We start from the raw sequence: 18,025 nt of genomic DNA, 5'->3' as shown, positions 1-18,025 counted from the left end.
AGAGAAATCATGGCACCGAAGAAGAAGGTCACTGGTCTGATCAAGCTTCAGATCAAGGCCGGCGCCGCCAACCCGGCCCCGCCCATCGGCCCGGCCCTGGGTCAGCACGGCGTGAACATCATGGAGTTCTGCAAGGCCTACAACGCGGCGACCGAAGCCCAGCGCGGCAACGTCATCCCCGTCGAGATCACGGTCTACGAAGACCGCTCGTTCACCTTCATCCTGAAGACCCCGCCCGCCGCCGAGCTCATCAAGAAGGCCGCCGGCGTCGCCAAGGGCTCGGGCGTCCCGCACACCACCAAGGTCGGCAAGCTGACCCAGGCGCAGGTGCGCGAGATCGCCGAGGCGAAGATGGTCGACCTCAACGCGAACGACCTCGACGCCGCGTCGAAGATCATCGCGGGCACCGCCCGCTCGATGGGCATCACGGTCGAATAGGCCCACCAGTGGGTTGAGCAGGGCGCGCAGCGACCGTCTCGAAACCCACGGACCGACGGATGTCGCGGCATCCGCTCACCAGAACTCACACTCGTGGCAGCGCCCGCCAGGCGCAGATGACCACACTCTCTCAAGGAGAACCAACATGGCACAGAAGTCCAAGGCCTACCGGGCCGCGGTCGAGAAGATCGAGGCCGGCAAGTACTACACCCCGAACGAGGCCGTCGCCCTCGCCAAGCAGACCGGCTCGGCGAAGTTCGACTCCACCGTCGAGGTCGCGCTGAAGCTCGGCGTCGACCCCCGCAAGGCCGACCAGATGGTGCGCGGCACCGTCATCCTTCCGCACGGCACCGGCAAGACCGCCCGCGTCATCGTGTTCGCGACCGGCCCCGCGGCCGAGGCGGCGATCGCAGCCGGCGCCGACGAGGTCGGCGGCGCCGAGCTCATCGAGAAGGTCGCCGGTGGCTACACCGCGTTCGACTCCGCCGTCTCGACCCCCGAGCTCATGGGCCAGGTCGGTCGTCTCGGCAAGGTGCTCGGCCCCCGCGGCCTCATGCCCAACCCGAAGACCGGCACCGTGACCCCGAACGTGGGCCAGGCCGTCTCCGACATCAAGGGCGGCAAGATCGAGTTCCGCGTCGACAAGCACGCCAACGTGCACTTCGTCGTCGGCAAGGCGTCGTTCTCGGTCGAGCAGCTCGAGGAGAACGCCAAGGCCGCGCTCGAAGAGGTCGTGCGTCTCAAGCCGTCGAGCTCCAAGGGCCGTTACATCCAGAAGGGTGCCGTGTCGACCACGTTCGGCCCCGGCATCCCGCTGGACGTCAACGCCATCTAGCGTTTCACCGGTCGAGTGGGCGCGCCAGCGCCGTATCGAGACCAGCACGAAGGGCTCGCCGGTTCGCCGGTGGGCCCTTCGTCGTGCTCGGGCCTCAGGCCGTTGCCTGAAGCCGGGCGACGAAGTCGCGGACGAGCGCGTCGAACTCCGGCCCCGCGCAGTCGTGGCCCAGGCCGCGCAATTCGACGAAGCGGGCATCGGGGATCGCTCGCGCGATCGCGAGCGCGGCGCGCCACGGGCTTCGCTGATCCGCCTCGCCGCGCACCACGAGCGTCGGCACTTCGATGTGCGGCAGCGCGGGTCGGAGATCGAGGAGGACGAGCGAGGAGAGCAGCGCCCTCGTGGTCGCCGGTCGCCACGCGAGCAGCGCCGCTCGGGCGCTCGCGACGCGATCGGCCGGAGCATCGGGTGGGTACACCGACTCGAGGAACGCATCGGCCCAGTCCTCGGGCGGCAGGTCGATGGTCGCCTCGACCGCGGCCACGCGGCGATCGAGCTCGGCAGCCGAGAGCGACCCGACCCAGCCGGCGTACGCACCCGCGAGGACGAGCGCACGAGGAACACCGGGGTGATCGCGGGCGAGCAGCAATGTCAGCACCGACCCGAGCGAGAGGCCGCATACGACCGGGCGATCGAGCCCGAGTTCGGTGATGAACCCGGCGAGCGCAGCCGACCAATCCCGATCCGACCAGTCGGCCGGCACGTCGCTCGACCCGCCGCAGCCCGGCGCGTCCCAGGCGACGACCTCGTGGTCGGTCGAGAGCGTCGCGAGGTCGCTCGCCCAATCGCCCGAGTCGCCGAACGCGCCGTGCAGCAGCACGATCGGGGTGCCGGCCCCGCTGTGCCGGTACGCGATGTCGATGCCGTCGACGCGCACCGTCTCCATGGCGTGATCGTACTCCCGCATGGCCCGCCATGCGCGGGCCCGTACATGCTCGAGGCCGTTGGGAACAGCAGGTGCGAGGCCTTGCGGAGCCCGACGATTCGGCGGTACGGTTCCCGCACGACCGACGGGCGCCGGCGTCGGCCCGAGCGTGTCGCAGCCGGCGGGGGAGCGACATGACCTCGTCCAGCGCACTCGATGCGGGCCGCGCGGCCGCGGCCGATCGGCGCTGGGCCGACGCGTATGAGCGGCTGGCGGGCGTCGACGCGACCGGCGGGCTCGGAGCATCCGATCTCGAGCTGCTCGGAACGGTCGCGCTCCTCCGGGGCGAGCCGCCCGCGTCGGTCGACGCGCTCTCGCGGGCGTACGAGGCGCATCTCGCCGATGACGACGCCGTGGGTGCGGTGCGCACGGCCGGCTGGCTCGCGCTCAACCTGATCGAACTCGGGGACTTCACGCGCTCGGTTGCGTGGGGCGCGCGCGCGATGCGGCTCGCGAGCGCGATGGCGGAGCCGGGCTCGCTCGCCGGGTTCGCGCGATTGGCGCCGGCGGTTGCGCAGCTCGGCAGCGGGAATCCGGTCGAGGCGAGGCAGGCGTTCGAGGAGGTGATCGCGATCGCCGAGCGCCACGGCGACGGCGAACTCGCATCGTTCGCCTCGCTCGGACTCGGCAAGTCGCTGATCGAACTCGGGGCGATCGCCGACGGATTCGGATGCTTCGACCGTGCGATGACCGCGATCGCGGCCGGCGAGATCGCACCGGTGCCGACCGGCGTCATGTCCTGCGCCATGATCTCGGACGCGGTCATGGCGTTCGACGTGGCACGGGCCACCGAATGGTTGAGCGTGCTCGATCGATGGTGCCGTGAGCAGCCCGAGTTGATCACGTTCAGCGGCCAGCGCCATGCGCTCGAAGCCGGGCTGCTGCTGCTGCGCGGCGCCTGGGCCGAGGCGGCCACCGCGGCGGAGCACGCGCTGTCACGCTTCCGCGCGGGCGACTATCGGGCCGTCTACGGTGCGCCCTACCAGTTGGCCGAGCTCGCGCGGCTGCGCGGCGCCTTCCACACCGCCGAGGAGTCGTATCGGCGTGCCGGCGAATCGGGGTGGGAGCCCCAACCGGGTCTCGCCCTGCTGCATCTCACCCTCGGGCGTACGAGCGTCGCGCAGGACGAGATCCGGCGCACCGTCGCGGGTGCCGACCCGTTCACCCGGCGATTCCTGTTGCCTGCCGTCATCGAGATCGAGGTCGCGTCGGGTGATGCCGAAGCGGCTCGCCGCGCCGTCGACGAGCTCCACGAGGCGAGCCGCTCGACGCCCACCGCGCTGCTCGCCGCAACCGTCGCCGCCGCCGAGGCGCGGGTGCTGCTCGCTGAGGGCGATCCGTCGGGGTCGCTCGTCGCCGCGCGCGCCGCCGTCGATGCCTGGGAAGGGCTCGGCGCCCGGTACGAACGCGCGAGAAGCAGGGTCTCGGCAGCACGCGCCCTGCTCGAGCTCGGCGATCGCGACGCCGCACTCGTGCAGCTCAGGGGCGCACGCGAGGTGTTCGTCGCGCTCGGCGCGAACCCCGCGCTCGCCGAGCTCGACGACCTGGTCGGAGATCGTCGCGCCGGGGTGCTCACGCCGCGCGAGGTCGAGGTGCTGCGCCTCGTGTCGACGGGGCTCACCAATCGCGCGATCGGCGAGCGGCTCTCACTCAGCGAGAAGACCGTCGCGCGTCACGTCAGCAACATCTTCGGCAAGCTCAGCCTCTCGACTCGGGCGGCGGCCACCGCGTACGCGTACGAGAACGGGCTCGTGTGAGCTGGTTCACGACCTGATCTGGAACCCCTGTTCGCCCGTCGGCGTGAGATCGGTGGTCGTGAGCATCGTGACACTGGCGCCGGGCGGCCCCTCGTCGAACCACGCCAGCATCGAATTCACGGCCGAGGCCTCGCCTTCGAGTTCGGCCTCGACCGCGCCATCGGATCGGTTGCGCACCCAGCCGGCGACGCCGAGCCGCTGCGCCTCGACACGGGTGCCGAACCTGAACCCCACACCGTGCACTGCACCCTGCACGGTCACGCGCACTCGGACGACCATGTGGCGAGAATAGCCCCGCGAGTAGGATGCCCGCCATGGGCACCGTCACCGACTACCTGGCCGCGCGCGAGGGCGAGAACCGCACGGCACTCGAGCACGTCATCGCCGTGGCCCGCGAGCTCGCGCCCGACGTCACCGAGGGCGAGAGCTACGGCATGCCGGCGCTGCTCTATCGCGGCAAGGGGTTCGTTGCCGTGCTGGAGGCGAAGGCGCACCTCGGCCTCTACCCGTTCAGCGGGCAGGTGCTGCCCGGCCTCGCCGCCGAACTCGGCGAGTTCACCTGGTCGCCGGGTGCACTCCAATTCACCGCCGCACACCCGGTTCCCGATGACCTGCTGCGACGCATCCTCGCCGAGCGGAAGGCGCAGATCGACGCCCGACTCGACGGGAAGCCACGCTGACCGCTGAGCGTCGGCCTACATAGATCTACCCATACGGCCGGCAGATCAAGATGCGTGGTTCGGCCGACGCGGCGAGCGGATGTCGCGCCTAGCGTTCTGGTCATGGACATCCCGATCCTCGCCGGCACGATCTCGACCGTGGTCTTCGCGGTCAGCAATCTGCCGATGCTGCGCAAGGCGCTGCGCACCCGGGATGTCACGTCGTACAGTCTGTCGAGCATGCTGATGATCAACGCGGCGAACGTGGCCTACTCGTGGTACGTGTTCAGCCTGCCGTTCGGGCCGATCTGGGCGCTGCACACGTTCTACCTCGTGTCGTGCGGCATCATGCTCGTGCTGTGCGTGCGTGCGCGTCGTGCCGCGACGGGCAGCGGTTCGAGGTCACGCGGGGGCGGGCGAGGCGTCGAGCCCGGCGCAGATGAGCTCAGCGAGCGCGCGCAGGTCGATTCCGGCGTCCTCGCCTGACTCCCCGTGGTCGGCGTGCGGCCGGATCGACAGAATCGCCACCCAGGCAGCAGCAGCGGCGTGCAGGGCGCGCGTCGTGATCGGGGCGAGCACGCTGCCGCGCAGCACCCGCTCGACGATGCCCTGCACCTGATGCCGGTACTCGCGCAGTTTCGCCCGCACGTCGGGATGGGTACGCTGCTCGCGCCAGACGATGACGCCGAGCACCGCCGACTCGGCCTGGATGTCGGAGAGGGCCTTCGACAGGTTCAGCAGGGCGCCGACCGGATCACCGGGTTCGACCAGTGCGCCGGGGTCGATGGGTCCGAGGTCGAGCCGCTCTGACACCAGCGCCCGCAGCAGGTCGTGCTTCGTCGGGAAGTAGTAGAACAACAGCCCCTTCGGCACCCCCGCCGCTCCAGCGATGATCGACGTCGGCGTCGCATCGAAGCCGCGCTCGGCGAAGAGCCGCTCTGCGGCGTCGAGGATGCGCTCACGCGTACCGGGCGGTTCGGTCATGGTCTGCTCTCTCGAACGGTAAGGGGGACGGACGCGTGCGCGCCGTCCCCGGTTTCGAATAGGTGTTCAGTGCGTGATCGGCTCAGTGCGTGATCGCGTCGTGATGCGCCTTCATGCTCGGGCGGATGGCGAGGGCGGCGACGATGACGACGACGGCTCCACCGATCCACGACATCCAGGCGGGACCGAAGGTCATCGGGTCTGCGTATCCGCCGATCCACGGCGAGACGATCAGCAGCAGGCCGAGGGCACCCTGCACGTACTCCATGGCGACCATGCCCGGCATCGCGAGGTTCACGACACCTGAGACGATCAACAGAGCGCCGAGCGTGAGCATGAGCGCGAGCGATGACCCCATCGGGGGCATGAGCAGCGCGGACACGGCCACGACGATGCCGACGGCGATCGCCACCCAGTCCTCCCAGCGTGTCCATTTCTTCATCGAACCAACCTCCTCCGAGTCGGTCGCCCCCATCCGGGGGTCAATTCCACGGTAGAACTGATTGACCGCCCGGTCAAGATCCAAATCTGACTCGGCCCCTGCAGTGGTATCCATTGCGCGCGGAGCGCGGGGCATCCATTCTTGACGGAGCCCTACTCCACCCCCCACAGAAGGAACCCCGGTGCCCGACCTGCTCTTCAGTCCCGTCTTCGCCGTCATCGCCCTCGTCATCGTCGCGCTCATCATCGTGTGGGTCTGGGCGAAGGTGCTCTACCGCAACGTGTCGCCCGACGAGGCGATCGTCGTCACCGGCAAGCGCTCGCGTCGCAAGATGGTCGACGGTGTCGACACCGAGGAGTCGGGGCAGCGTGTCGTGCACGGTCAGGGCGTCTGGATCATGCCCTTCTTCCAGAAGGCGCACAAGATCTCGCTGCGCTCGCGTGCCATCGAGATCCGCGCCGAGGCGCAGACCAACAACGGCATCACCGTGCACGTCGACGCCGTGGCGATCGTGAAGGTCGGCGACAGCGCCGCGTCCATCCGCGCTGCCGCGCAGCGCTTCCTCGGTCAAGACAAGAACATCGACATCTTCGCGCAGGAGGTGCTCTCGGGTTCGCTGCGCGCGTCGATCGGCGCCACCGACGTGCTCACGATCATCAACCGCCGCGACGAGCTCTCGGCCGCGGTGCTCGGCGTCGCCCGAGAGTCGCTCGTCAACCAGGGCCTCGACGTCGACTCGTTCGAGATCAAGGGCATCTCCGACACCAACGGCTACATCGACGACCTCGGCCGTGCCGAGCAGGCGAAGGTGCGCAAGCAGGCCGAGATCGCCGAGGCCGTGGCACAGCGCGAGGCCCGCGAGGCGGTCATCTCCGCCGAGCAGGCCGTCGCCGAACGTGAGGCCGAGCTCGCCCAGCGTAAGGCGGCCCTGCAGCGCGAGACCGATAAGGCGACCGCCGAGGCCGCCGCAGCCCGCCCGCTGGCCGAGGCGCTGTCGCAGCAGGAGGTCGTCGCCCAGCAGGAGATCACCGCCCAGAAGCGGGCGGCCCTGCGCGCGGCCGAGCTCGACTCCGAAGTCAAGGCCGTCGCCGATGCCGAGGCCTACAAGGTCAAGGTCGAGGCGAATGCCGCGGCCGAAGCGGTGCGCATCGCGGCCGATGCCGACCGAGTCGCCCGCACCGCGTCGGCCGAGGCGTTGAAGGCCGAGGGTCTCGCCGAGGCCGACGCCATCCACGCGAAGGGCGCCGCCGAAGCATCGGCCACCAAGGCCGCAGCCGAGGCCGTCGCGCAGCAGTCCGAGGCGCTGCTGCAGATGCGCCTCATCGATGCACTGCCGCTCATCGCGCGCGAGCTCGCCGCGCCGATGTCGAACATCGACCAGCTCACCGTCGTGTCGACCGACGGCGCGTCGCAGCTCGCGAAGAACGCCGTGTCGGGCATCACCGAGGTCGACGCGATGCTGAGCTCGACGATGGGCGTCGGCATCCGCGAGCTCATCGGGTCGCTCGTGGGCGGCACGGCCGCCGGTGCCGCTGCCGGCTCGGCGATCGCCCGTCACGCCGAGCCCGTCGCCGGCGAGCTCATCGGACTCGACGACGGCACGCGCTTCGAGGGTGTCGCCGGCGACGCGCTCGACGAGTCGACCGACCGCGAGGCCCCGGCCGTCACGGAGTAACGCGGCCGAGGCCCCGGCCGTCACGGAGTAACGCGGCCGACGGCCCGGCCAACGCCGCGCCTCGGCAGGAAGAATCGCTCGCCACGCGCCGACGGGCCGCCCCGCGGACGGCATGTCGTTCGATTCTTCCTGCGCTGGTCCTCGGTGAGCCGCTGGGTCGTCGTCGACGCGAAAACAGGAACGGATGACCCGAGTCGGGTCATCCGTTCCTGTTTCGGTGTGCGCGAGCGTCAGCCGATGCGGATGAGCTTCTTGTTCACGAACTCGTCGGCACCCAGCCGGCCCATCTCGCGGCCGGTGCCCGAGCGCTTGACGCCGCCGAACGGCAGCTCGGCGCCGTCGGCGAGCACGACGTTGACGAACACCATGCCGGCCTCGATGCCGTCGGCCACGCGCTGCGCCTGCTGCTCGTCGGTCGTGTAGACGTACGAGCCGAGGCCGAACGGGATGTCGTTCGCCAGGCGAACGGCTTCGGCCTCGTCCTTCGCGCGGTAGACCTGCGCGACCGGTCCGAAGAACTCCTCCTTCGAGGCGGGGTTCTCGGGCGTGACGTCGGTGAGGACCGTCGTCTGGAAGAACGCGCCGTCGCGAGCGCCGCCATGCACGAGGGTCGCGCCGTGTTCGACCGCGCGCTTCACCTGCGCGTCGAGGCCCTCGGCGGCCTTCAGCGACGAGAGCGGGCCGAGCGCGGTGTCGGCCGAGGTCGGGTCGCCCGTCTCGATCTCGGCGAGCTTCGCCGTGAACTTCTCGAGGAACGGCTCGTAGTACTCGTCGGCGACGATGAAGCGCTTGGCCGCGTTGCACGACTGGCCGTTGTTGTCGAGGCGCGCATCGACCGCGTTCTGCACGGCGGTGTCGAGGTCGTCGGTCGAGAGCAGGATGAAGGGGTCGGAACCGCCCAGCTCGAGCACGACCTTCTTGAGGTGGCGCCCGGCGACCTCGGCGACGGCGGCACCGGCCCGCTCGGAGCCGGTGAGCGAGACGCCCTGCACGCGCGGGTCGGCGATGACGGTCGCGATCTGGTCGTGCGTGGCGTAGATGTTCACGTACGCGCCCTCGGGGAAGCCTGCGTCGAGGAAGATCTGCTGGATCGCCGCGGCCGACTCGGGGCACTGCTCGGCGTGCTTCAGCACGATGGTGTTGCCGATGATGAGGTTCGGGCCGGCGAACCGGGCGACCTGGTAGTACGGGAAGTTCCACGGCATGACGCCGAGCAGCACGCCGAGCGACGAACGGCGCACGACCGCAGATCCCTCGCCCGCGAGCAGCGTGATGGGCTCGTCCTTCAGGAAGTCGGCCGCGTGGTCGGCGTAGTAGCCGAAGATGTCGGCGGCGAAGTCGACCTCGCCGAGCGCCTGCTCGATGGGCTTGCCCATCTCGCGCACGATGATCTCGGCGAGCTCTTGACGGCGCTCGGTGTGCAGTTCACTGACGCGGCGAATGAGCGCGGCGCGCTCTTCGACGCTCGACGACTTCGACCACGTGCGGTGCGCCTCGTCGGCCGAGGCGATCGCCGCGGTCAGTTCGGTGTCGGTGATCGTGGGGAAGGTCTTGATCGTCTCTCCGGTAGCCGGATTGACAACGGCGTAGCTCATGGGACTCCTCTGTCGTTGGGCCTCCGCCAAGCCTATGCCGAGAGCGAGGCAGCTGGAATTCGACGCGGTGGCGGATTGCCCGGATCGGATGGACAACGCGTACAGGCGCCCGGGCCGGCCGCTCGGTATCGTGGCGTGTGGTCGAGCCGGCGAAGGCGGAGGTGGCGCAATGGCAGACGGCGTGCTCCGCGGCATCCGCGTCGCCGACTTCTCACGCGTGCTCGCCGGGCCGTATGCGACCATGATGCTCGCCGACTTCGGCGCCGACGTCGTGAAGATCGAGCCGCCTTCCGGCGACGACACGCGGCATTGGGCGCCGCCCGTCGACGCGACCGGCCAGGCCACCTACTTCGGCAGCGTGAACCGCAACAAGCGCTCGGTCGCGATCGATCTGACGGATGTCGCGGCGCGCGCCGAAGCGCACCGGATCGCGGCCTCGGCCGACGTCGTGATCGAGAACTTCAGGCCCGGCGTCATGGCGCGGTTCGGGCTCTCGTTCGAGGAGGTGCGCGAGGCGAACCCCGGCGTGGTGTACTGCTCGATCACCGGGTTCGGCACCGGCGAGGGCGCCGCGCTCGCCGGGTACGACCTGCTCGTGCAGGCCGTCGGCGGGCTCATGTCGATCACGGGTGCGCCCGACGGTGATCCGGCCAAGGCGGGGGTCGCCCTCGTCGACGTGCTCACGGGCCAGAACGCGTTCGCCGGGATCCTGCTCGCGCTGCGCGAGCGCGACCGCACCGGTGTCGGCCAACTCATCCAGGTGAACCTGCTGCAGAGCCTGCTGTCGGCGCTCACGAACCAGGCAGCGTCGACGCTCGCCACCGGCACCGCTCCGCCGCGGCTCGGCAACGCGCACCCGAGCATCGCGCCGTACGCCGTGTTCCACGCCGCCGACCGCGAGCTCGTGATCGCGGTCGGCAACGACAAGCAGTTCCGCGCGCTGGCGGGGGTGCTCGAGGCTCCGGATCTCGAGACGCGTCCTCCTTCGTCGGGCGCTCCTCGATCGGCGGGGGCGGGTCCTTCTTCGTCGGGTGCTCCTCGATCGGCGGGGTTCGACGACCCGCGGTTCGCGACGAACGCCGATCGCGTCGCGCATCGCCCCGAGCTCACCGAGCTCATCGAGCAACGGCTGGCCGGGGCATCCGCCGATCACTGGATCGCCGCGCTCGCGACGGCGGGCGTTCCCGCCGGGCTCGTGAACGACGTCGGCGAGGCGATCGCGTTCGCCGAGGGGCTCGGGCTCGATCCGGTCGCCGAGATCGCGAGGGGCGTGCCCGCCGGCGACACGCACACCAGCCGCACCGTCGCGAACCCGATCGGACTCACGGCGAACCCCGCCGTCTACCGAACCGCTCCGCCCGCGCTCGACGAGCACGCAGGCGCGGTCTGGCTCGAGACATCCGCACCCCGGAAGGAACCACGATGACCACTGCACCGCGCATCGACGCCGTGTTCGACCTCGACGCCCTGCTCAGCGAAGACGAGCGCGAGTGGCAGCAGCGCGCGCGCCGATTCGCGCAGGAGCGCATCATGCCCGTGATCGAGGACGACTTCGAGCGCATGCACTTCCGCCGCGAGTTCGTGAAGGAGCTCGGCGAGCTCGGCTTCCTCGGCATGCACCTGAAGGGGTACGGATGCGCCGGGGCCGGCGCCGTCGCGTATGGACTCGTGTGCCTCGAACTCGAGGCGGCCGACTCGGGGTGGCGCACCTTCGTGTCGGTGCAGGGGTCGCTCGCGATGAGCGCGATCCACAAGTACGGCTCCGAGGAGCAGAAGCAGCGGTGGCTGCCCGGAATGGCCGCCGGCGACCTCATCGGCTGCTTCGCGCTCACCGAGCCGCAGGGCGGCTCCGACCCGGCCGGAATGACCACGACGGCACGTCGTGACGGCGACGGCTGGGTCATCGACGGGGCGAAGCGCTGGATCGGGCTGGCATCGTTCGCCGACGTCGCCGTCGTCTGGGCGAAGGTCGAAGACCCGTCGTTCGGTGGGGGCTCGGGCGGGCATGCGGTGCGCGGGTTCCTCGTGCCGACCTCGACGCCCGGGTTCACCGCGACGCCGATCGACGGCAAGCTCTCGATGCGCGCGTCGGTGCAGTGCGACCTCGCCTTCGACGGGGTGCGGGTCGACGACGACGCGATCCTGCCGAGCGCCAAGGGGCTCTCGGGCCCGTTCGGATGTCTCAACGAGGCGCGCTACGGCATCGTCTGGGGCGCGATGGGCGCGGCGCGCGCGTGCCTCGAGGCGGCGATCTCACGCTCGGTCGACCGTGAGGTGTTCGGCAGGCCGATCGGCGCGAACCAGCTCATCCAGGCGAAGCTCGCCGACATGTTCCTCGAGGTCGAGAAGGGCATCCTGCTGGCCCTGCACCTCGGGCGGCTGAAAGAACACGGCTCGCTCACACCCGCGCAGATCTCGGTCGGCAAGCTCAACAGCGTGCGCGAGGCCCTGCACATCGCGCACGAAGCGCGGGCGATCCTCGCCGGCGACGGCATCACGAACGAGTTCCCGGTGATGCGGCACGCCGCCAACCTCGAGTCGGTGCGCACCTACGAGGGCACCGACGAGATCCACCAGCTCATCCTCGGCCGTGAGCTCACCGGGCTGAATGCGTTCTGAGTACGCCTACTCCCTCATCGGGGCTGCTCGACCGACGGAATGAAACGCGGGTTAATCCCGTTTCACTCTGGGGGTCCATCCGTGATGGACTCGACGCCATCGAACGCCGCGCATCCGCGGCCGCACACCTCCCCATGAACGGAGCCTCCATGACCCGCGCCTCTCGCGTCCGCACCCTGCTCGGCCTCGCCGCGGCCTCTGCTGCCGTCGTCGCGCTCGCCGCATGCTCGAGCGGTGCGCCTGAGGCTTCGGGCGGAGCATCCGCCGCCGGTGACGACTTCGGACTCGTGAAGGCCGGTACGCTCACCGTCGCGACCGAGGGCACCTACCGCCCCTTCAGCTTCCACGAGGACGGCGCGGGTGACCTCGTCGGCTACGACGTCGAGGTGGCCGAAGCGGTCGCCGACAAGCTCGGCCTCGAGATCGACTTCCAAGAGACCCAGTGGGACGCGATCTTCGCGGGCCTCGACGCCGGCCGGTTCGACGTGATCGCGAACCAGGTGTCGATCAACCCCGAGCGTGAGGAGCAGTACCTGTTCAGCGCGCCATACACGGTGTCGTCGGGCGTCATCGTCGTCAACGAGGGCGACACCTCGATCTCGAGCTTCGACGACCTCGCGGGCAAGACCACCGCGCAGTCGCTCACGAGCAACTGGTACGAGCTCGCCACCGAGTCGGGCGCGAACGTCGAGGCCGTCGAGGGCTGGGCGCAGGCCGTCGCACTGCTGCAGCAAGGACGTGTCGACGCGACCATCAACGACGAGCTCACCTACCTCGACTTCGTCAACACCAACGGCCAGTCGGGCATCGAGGTGGCCGCGACCACCGACGACTCGTCGCTGAGCGCGCTCACATTCACGAAGGACAAGGCCGACCTCGTCGCCGCGGTCGATGCCGCGCTCGAGGAACTGCGCGCCGAGGGCGTGCTCGCCGAACTGGGCGAGAAGTACTTCGGCGCCGACGTCTCCGAGTAGTCTCTGGTTTCACAACCGTCGGCCTCGCCAGGTGCGGGGCCGACGGTGTTTTCCTGACGGGAAGGCGGTGAGCTGTGAACGAGAACCTGCAACTGTTCCTCGATTCGTTCTGGCCGATCGTGCTCGGCGGGCTCACGGGCACGATCCCGCTGGCGCTCGCGTCGTTCGCGATCGGGCTCGTGCTCGCGCTCGCCGTGGCCCTCATGCGCCTCTCGAAGAACCGGGTCGTGTCGGGCATCGCCCGGTTCTACATCTCGGTGATCCGCGGCACGCCGCTGCTGGTGCAGCTGTTCGTGATCTTCTACGGCATGCCCACGGTCGGGATCGTGCTCGACCCGTGGCCGAGCGCGATCATCGCGTTCTCGCTCAACGTCGGCGGGTACGCGGCCGAGGTCATCCGCGCGGCGATCCTCTCGGTGCCGAAGGGCCAATGGGAGGCGGGATACACGATCGGCATGTCGAACGGCACCGCGCTGCGGCGCATCATTCTGCCGCAGGCCGCACGCGTCTCGGTGCCGCCGCTGTCGAACACGTTCATCTCGCTCGTGAAGGACACGTCGCTCGCCTCGCTCATCCTCGTCACCGAGCTGTTCCGCGTCTCGCAGGAGATCGCCGCGTTCAGTGGCCAGTTCATGCTGATCTACCTCGAGGCGGCACTCATCTACTGGCTGTTCTGCCTCGTGCTCTCGGGTGGGCAGAGCAGGCTCGAGAAGCGATTGGACCGCTATGTCGCAACGTGAACCAGGCAGGCGAGACGACGAACATCGAGCGGATGTCCCGGGCGGCGACCCCCTCGCACCCTCCGAGACGCCCGACGATTCGGTGCTGCTTCAGGCACGGGGCATCCGCAAGTCGTTCGGCGACAACGAGGTGCTGCGCTCGATCGATCTCGAGGTGCGTCGAGGCGAGGTCGTCGTGCTCATCGGCCCGAGCGGCTCGGGCAAGACGACGGTGCTGCGCTCGCTGAACGGCCTCGAGACGCCCGACGCCGGCACGATCGACTTCGCGGGCGGCCCGTCGCTCGACTTCGCCGCCCCGATTCCGAAGGCGTCGCGGTTCGCACTGCGCGACCGGTCGGCGATGGTGTTCCAGCAGCACAACCTGTTCCCGCACATGACCGTCATCGAGAACGTCATCGAAGGCCCCGTGCGGGTGCAACGCGTACCGAAGGCGCGGGCGATCGCCGAGGCATCCGCCCTGCTCGATCGCGTGGGCCTGGCCGACAAGCGCGACGCCTACCCGTTCGAGCTGTCGGGCGGGCAGCAGCAGCGCGTCGGCATCGTGCGCGCGCTCGCGCTGAAGCCCCGGCTGCTGCTCTTCGACGAGCCGACGAGTGCGCTCGACCCCGAGCTCGTCGGCGAGGTGCTGCAGGTGATCAAGGAGCTCGCCGACGAGGGATGGACCATGGTCGTCGTCACCCACGAGCTGAGCTTCGCGCGGCAGGCGGCCGACGAGGTGCTGTTCATGGACGGCGGCGTCGTCGTCGAGCGCGGTGCCCCCGCGCAGATCTTCACGAACCCGACCGAGGAGCGCACGCGGCGGTTCCTCGACCGCATCCTGCGCCCGCTCGACTGATGACATCGCCGGTCGAATAGCGGAGCGCATCGAGACCCCGTTCGATTCGGTCTGGACGCCGGGTCGCTCGCGGCACAGGATGGGGGCATGACGACGAACGTCATGATCCTCGGCGCCGGCTTCGGCGGGCTCGAACTGGCGAGCCTGCTGTCGGAACGGCTCGCCGGCGATGTCGACATCACCCTGGTCGACCAGCGCGACGCGTTCGTGTTCGGGTTCTCCAAGCTTGAGGTCCTCTTCGGGCGCCGCACCGCGGAGCAGGTGAAGGTGCCGTACCGCACCATGCGAACGCCGGGCGTGGAGTTCCGGCAGGAGCGGGTGCTCGCGCTCGACCCGGCGACCCGGCACGTGGTCACCGACGCCGGCGCCTATGACCCCGACGTCGTCGTGGTGGCACTCGGCGCCGACTACGACGTCGCCGCGACCCCGGGGTTCATCGACGGCGGATTCGAGTACTACACCGTCGCGGGCGCGGAACGGCTGCGCGACGAACTCGAGGCGTTCCGCGGGGGCAGGGTGATGCTCGCGGTCCTCTCCATTCCGTTCAAGTGCCCGCCCGCGCCGTACGAGGCGATCCTGCTGCTGCATGACCGACTCGTCGGGCGCGGTATCCGCGACGTCACCGACCTGCACGTGGTCACGCCCCAGCCGGCGCCGATCCCCGTTTCGCCCCAGGCTTCGGCAGCCCTCGAGCGGGCGATGGGCGAGCGGGGGATCGAATACACCACGCGCCGCCGCGTCTACGGCATCGACCCCGGCACGCGGGTCGCCCGGTTCAAGGATCATGACGAGCCGTTCGACCTGTTCATCGGCATTCCGGTGCACAAGGTCCCTGGCGTGCTCAGCGACGCGGGGCTGGCCGACGACGGTTGGGTCGCGGTCGACCCGAGCACGATGCGAACCGGGTTTCCGGGCGTCTACGCGATCGGCGACTGCACCGAGACGGGGATCCCCAAGGCCGGCACGTTCGCCGAGAGCGCCGCGCACGTCGCCGCCGATGACATCGTTCGCACTGTCCGGGGCAGCGGTGGACTCGCGCCCGGAGGCACCGGACTCTGCTACCTGGAGTTCGGCAGCGGCCAGATCGGGCGCGTCGACGTGGACTTCTACGCCGAGGGCGGCCCGACCGCGCCACTCCTCGGGCCCTCATCGGACTACGTGGCCGAGAAGGCGGAGTTCGGCGCGTCACGGCGGGCACGATGGTTCGGAGCGTGACTGCTCACCCGACGTCGGTCGAGTAGCGGAGCGCATCGGGACCCGGTCGGTCGGTGTGGGTCTCGGGACTCGGTCTCGATACGGCGCCGGCGCGCCCACTCGACGCAACGCCCTCGTCGCGACTCGACCGCCGGGGTGGGGCTAGCGTGGAGCCATGCCCGGCCCGCGTTCCCGCAGCGCCCCGGGTGAGGTGCGTGCGAGGCGGGTGCTCGGCGTCTTCCGGCTGCTCGTGGCCGTGCTCGAAGTCGTCGCGCTGGTCGGCAACTTCCAGTACGTGCTCGGGTTCCGCTTCTTCGCAACCGTGAACTTCTTCAGCTACTTCACGGTGCAGTCGGCGTTCGCGGCCGTCATCACGCTGATCGTCGCGGGCGTCTACGCGCTCGCCGCGCCACGCGACCCGCCATGGCTCGGCATCGTGCGCACGATGGTGACGGTGTACGTGCTCGTCTCCGGCATCGTGTTCGGCATCATCGTGGCTCAGGCCTCGACACGCGACTATCGGGTCGACGTTCCGTGGTCGGACACCCTGCTGCACTTCGTCGTGCCCGCGCTCGCCGTCGTCGCGTGGACCGCCGACAGCATCATCGCGGTCAACCCGCGAGTGCCGTGGACGACGGTGGGGTGGGTGCTCGTGTACCCGTCGATCTGGCTCGCCTACACGCTCGCGCGCGGCGCCGACGTGGGCTGGTACCCGTACTTCTTCCTCGACGACGCGCAGGTCGGCGGCGCCGTCGGGGTCGCGTTCTACTGCGCACTCGTGCTCGCGATCTTCGTGGGGCTGACGGCTGGGCTCGTCGCGATCAACCGCCTGCTGTGGCGGCAGGCGCGAAGGGTGCGAGATCGGCCAGCACCGCCGCCTCGAACTGCTGATCGTCGAGCGCCTCGAGTCGTTGAGCCTGCGTCGCGGCGATGAGCCCGACGAGCACGGGCTCGTCGTCGGGTCGGCCGACGTCGACCCAGGCGGCGACGGTCGGGGTCTCGCCGACGACGGTCAGCACGTCGACGGATGACCCGGGGCCCGGGACATCCGTTCGCCAGAATGCCGAATCGAACCGCAGCCAGACGGTGTCGACGACGCCGACGCCGAGCCGGTCGATCGCCCGCTGGTGCAGGAGCGGCAGGCTGGGTGAGAAGCGCAGCGTGTCGGTCTTGAGCACGCCGAGCGGCACGGTCACGACCACCCGGTCGACGTTGAGCGACTCGCCCGAGTCGAGTCGAAGGCTCACCCGGCGCTCGTCGTAGACGATGCGGGTGACGACGCTCGTCACGGCGATGTCGAGCTCGGCCGCGTACGGTTCGAGCGCAGCGTCGATGCCCCTCGCAAGGTCGCCCTGGGGTGCGGCGCCCAGTTCGATGAGGTCGACGGCCGACCGGCCGGACAGCGGGGCCAGTGCCGAGACCCGGTTCGCGGTCGTACCCGTCACCGTCGCGACGCCGCTCGCAATCGTGTGCGCGAGCCAGTCGGCGGGCGAGACCCCAGTGGTGTCGGGTGTCTTCGACAGCGATGCGGCGGTACCCGACTCGACGATCGCGGTGGCGAGCGAGAGGTCGCGGGTACGCACGCCGGGCTGGGCTGACGCCCATGCCTGCGCCGCGGCGATCGCCTCGGGCCCGGTCGACGGGATGGTCACGGCGAGTCCGTCGGGCGTGCGCGCGACGGTCGGCGGCGCGACCGGATACAGGGCGACGGATGCATCGGCGAGCTGCATGGTCAGCGTGCCACCCCGCACGAACATGGCGCCGAGTTCGATCGGCTGGTCGAAGCCTGAGGCCTCGACGGTGTCGATGCGGCCGCCGATGCGGTCGCGCGCCTCGAGCACGACGACCTCGAAGCCGCCGTCGGCGAGTTCGCGGGCGGCGGTCAGGCCGGCGAGGCCCGCGCCGATCACGGCGACGCGTTCACCCTGCTCGGCGACGTCGGCGATGCTCGTCGCGGCGCGCAGGCCCGAGTTGCGAGCGCCTTGGAGCGTTCCCGGCGCATCGGGGTCGCACGCCTCGCCCGCGAAGAAGACGCGGTCGGCGACCGGTTCGGCGAGCGCCTCGCGCAGCTCGGGCGCGGCGCCCGCGGCGTCGAAGGTGAACGAGCCGCGCGCGAAGGGGTCGGCCCCCCACCGGGAGCGGCTCATCGCAGTGGGCTGCGGGACGCCGTCGACCGAGGCGGTCGGCGTGGGACTGGGCGTCGGGGTGGTCGTGTCGGTCGGCGGGGGCGTCGGTACCGGCTGCGGTGCCGTGCAGCTCGCGAGCACGACGCCCGCGATGCCCGACAGCGAGGCGGCGAGAAACGTTCGCCGGGCCATGCCGCCGGGCGCCGCCCGTGAGTCCATGTGCTTCA

General features: G+C 70.1%; 19 protein-coding genes. 13 read left to right on the top strand and 6 right to left on the bottom strand.

Annotated features, from left to right (window positions below; all coding sequences use genetic code 11):
- Positions 1-9: 9 nt before the first annotated feature.
- Positions 10-438 (top strand): 50S ribosomal protein L11, encoded by a 429-nt coding sequence (rplK, locus tag LSF15_RS09155; RefSeq protein ID WP_232498213.1) that lies wholly within the window; start codon positions 10-12, stop codon positions 436-438.
- A gap of 145 nt (positions 439-583) precedes the next feature.
- Positions 584-1,273 (top strand): 50S ribosomal protein L1, encoded by a 690-nt coding sequence (rplA, locus tag LSF15_RS09150; protein ID WP_232498212.1) that lies wholly within the window; start codon positions 584-586, stop codon positions 1,271-1,273.
- A 94-nt stretch (positions 1,274-1,367) separates the two neighbouring features.
- Here rplA and LSF15_RS09145 read toward each other — a convergent pair whose 3' ends face one another.
- Positions 1,368-2,159, bottom strand: coding sequence for an alpha/beta fold hydrolase (locus LSF15_RS09145; protein ID WP_232498211.1), 792 nt, complete (start codon positions 2,157-2,159; stop codon positions 1,368-1,370).
- 173 nt (positions 2,160-2,332) lie between these two features.
- On the opposite strand from LSF15_RS09145, the gene LSF15_RS09140 reads away from it, so the two are divergent.
- Positions 2,333-3,955, top strand: a complete 1,623-nt coding sequence (locus tag LSF15_RS09140; protein WP_232498210.1) for a LuxR family transcriptional regulator — start codon at positions 2,333-2,335, stop codon at positions 3,953-3,955.
- A 6-nt stretch (positions 3,956-3,961) separates the two neighbouring features.
- Here LSF15_RS09140 and LSF15_RS09135 read toward each other — a convergent pair whose 3' ends face one another.
- Positions 3,962-4,234 (bottom strand): acylphosphatase, encoded by a 273-nt coding sequence (locus LSF15_RS09135; protein WP_232498209.1) that lies wholly within the window; start codon positions 4,232-4,234, stop codon positions 3,962-3,964.
- Between the two features lie 35 nt (positions 4,235-4,269).
- On the opposite strand from LSF15_RS09135, the gene LSF15_RS09130 reads away from it, so the two are divergent.
- Positions 4,270-4,635: an iron chaperone gene (locus LSF15_RS09130; protein WP_232498208.1), complete on the top strand. Its 366-nt coding sequence runs from the start codon at positions 4,270-4,272 to the stop codon at positions 4,633-4,635.
- A 102-nt stretch (positions 4,636-4,737) separates the two neighbouring features.
- Positions 4,738-5,100, top strand: coding sequence for a hypothetical protein (locus LSF15_RS09125; RefSeq protein WP_232498207.1), 363 nt, complete (start codon positions 4,738-4,740; stop codon positions 5,098-5,100).
- On the opposite strand, the gene LSF15_RS09120 is transcribed toward LSF15_RS09125, so the two are convergent.
- Together LSF15_RS09120 and LSF15_RS09115 are read right to left on the bottom strand one after the other, a co-directional pair.
- Complete coding sequence (locus LSF15_RS09120; protein WP_232498206.1) at positions 5,017-5,598, bottom strand: TetR/AcrR family transcriptional regulator; 582 nt, start codon at positions 5,596-5,598, stop codon at positions 5,017-5,019. The genes LSF15_RS09125 and LSF15_RS09120 overlap by 84 nt on opposite strands.
- 82 nt (positions 5,599-5,680) lie before the next feature.
- Entirely contained in the window at positions 5,681-6,040 is a 360-nt protein-coding gene (locus LSF15_RS09115) for an SPW repeat domain-containing protein (RefSeq protein WP_231047772.1), read from the bottom strand.
- Between the two features lie 181 nt (positions 6,041-6,221).
- Here LSF15_RS09115 and LSF15_RS09110 point away from each other — a divergent pair, with 181 nt between their 5' ends.
- Positions 6,222-7,715, top strand: a complete 1,494-nt coding sequence (locus tag LSF15_RS09110; protein WP_232498205.1) for a flotillin family protein — start codon at positions 6,222-6,224, stop codon at positions 7,713-7,715.
- Positions 7,716-7,945: 230 nt separating this feature from the next.
- On the opposite strand, the gene LSF15_RS09105 is transcribed toward LSF15_RS09110, so the two are convergent.
- Positions 7,946-9,310, bottom strand: a complete 1,365-nt coding sequence (locus tag LSF15_RS09105; protein ID WP_232498204.1) for an NAD-dependent succinate-semialdehyde dehydrogenase — start codon at positions 9,308-9,310, stop codon at positions 7,946-7,948.
- Between the two features lie 169 nt (positions 9,311-9,479).
- On the opposite strand from LSF15_RS09105, the gene LSF15_RS09100 reads away from it, so the two are divergent.
- The 7 genes from LSF15_RS09100 to LSF15_RS09070 all read left to right on the top strand — a co-directional run bounded on the left by LSF15_RS09100 (position 9,480) and on the right by LSF15_RS09070 (position 16,606).
- Positions 9,480-10,736, top strand: a complete 1,257-nt coding sequence (locus LSF15_RS09100; RefSeq protein ID WP_232498203.1) for a CaiB/BaiF CoA transferase family protein — start codon at positions 9,480-9,482, stop codon at positions 10,734-10,736.
- Positions 10,733-11,929 carry an acyl-CoA dehydrogenase family protein gene (locus LSF15_RS09095; RefSeq protein ID WP_232498202.1) on the top strand — a complete coding sequence of 399 codons (1,197 nt, stop codon included), beginning with the start codon at positions 10,733-10,735 and terminating at the stop codon, positions 11,927-11,929. Before LSF15_RS09100 ends, LSF15_RS09095 begins: the two co-directional genes overlap by 4 nt.
- A 149-nt stretch (positions 11,930-12,078) precedes the next feature.
- A complete protein-coding gene (locus tag LSF15_RS09090) occupies positions 12,079-12,903 on the top strand; it encodes a transporter substrate-binding domain-containing protein (protein ID WP_232498201.1) in 825 nt (274 codons plus the stop codon).
- 74 nt (positions 12,904-12,977) lie between these two features.
- Complete coding sequence (locus LSF15_RS09085) at positions 12,978-13,643, top strand: amino acid ABC transporter permease (protein ID WP_232498200.1); 666 nt, start codon at positions 12,978-12,980, stop codon at positions 13,641-13,643.
- Positions 13,630-14,478, top strand: a complete 849-nt coding sequence (locus LSF15_RS09080; RefSeq protein WP_269756301.1) for an amino acid ABC transporter ATP-binding protein — start codon at positions 13,630-13,632, stop codon at positions 14,476-14,478. Before LSF15_RS09085 ends, LSF15_RS09080 begins: the two co-directional genes overlap by 14 nt.
- A gap of 87 nt (positions 14,479-14,565) precedes the next feature.
- Entirely contained in the window at positions 14,566-15,693 is a 1,128-nt protein-coding gene (locus LSF15_RS09075; protein ID WP_232498199.1) for an NAD(P)/FAD-dependent oxidoreductase, read from the top strand.
- 154 nt (positions 15,694-15,847) lie between these two features.
- On the top strand, positions 15,848-16,606 hold the full coding sequence (locus LSF15_RS09070; protein ID WP_232498198.1) for a Pr6Pr family membrane protein: 759 nt from the start codon (positions 15,848-15,850) through the stop codon (positions 16,604-16,606).
- Here the strand turns inward: LSF15_RS09070 and LSF15_RS18800 are convergent.
- Positions 16,494-18,017 carry a flavin monoamine oxidase family protein gene (locus tag LSF15_RS18800; RefSeq protein ID WP_372459959.1) on the bottom strand — a complete coding sequence of 508 codons (1,524 nt, stop codon included), beginning with the start codon at positions 18,015-18,017 and terminating at the stop codon, positions 16,494-16,496. The two genes, LSF15_RS09070 and LSF15_RS18800, sit on opposite strands and share 113 nt — an antisense overlap.
- Positions 18,018-18,025: the final 8 nt, after the last annotated feature.

This window comes from Agromyces humatus (genome assembly GCF_021228295.1).
GTDB lineage: Bacteria > Actinomycetota > Actinomycetes > Actinomycetales > Microbacteriaceae > Agromyces > Agromyces humatus.
The sequence above is the reverse complement of the archived record's forward strand: the minus strand, read 5'-3'. Positions and strand labels throughout refer to the sequence as shown.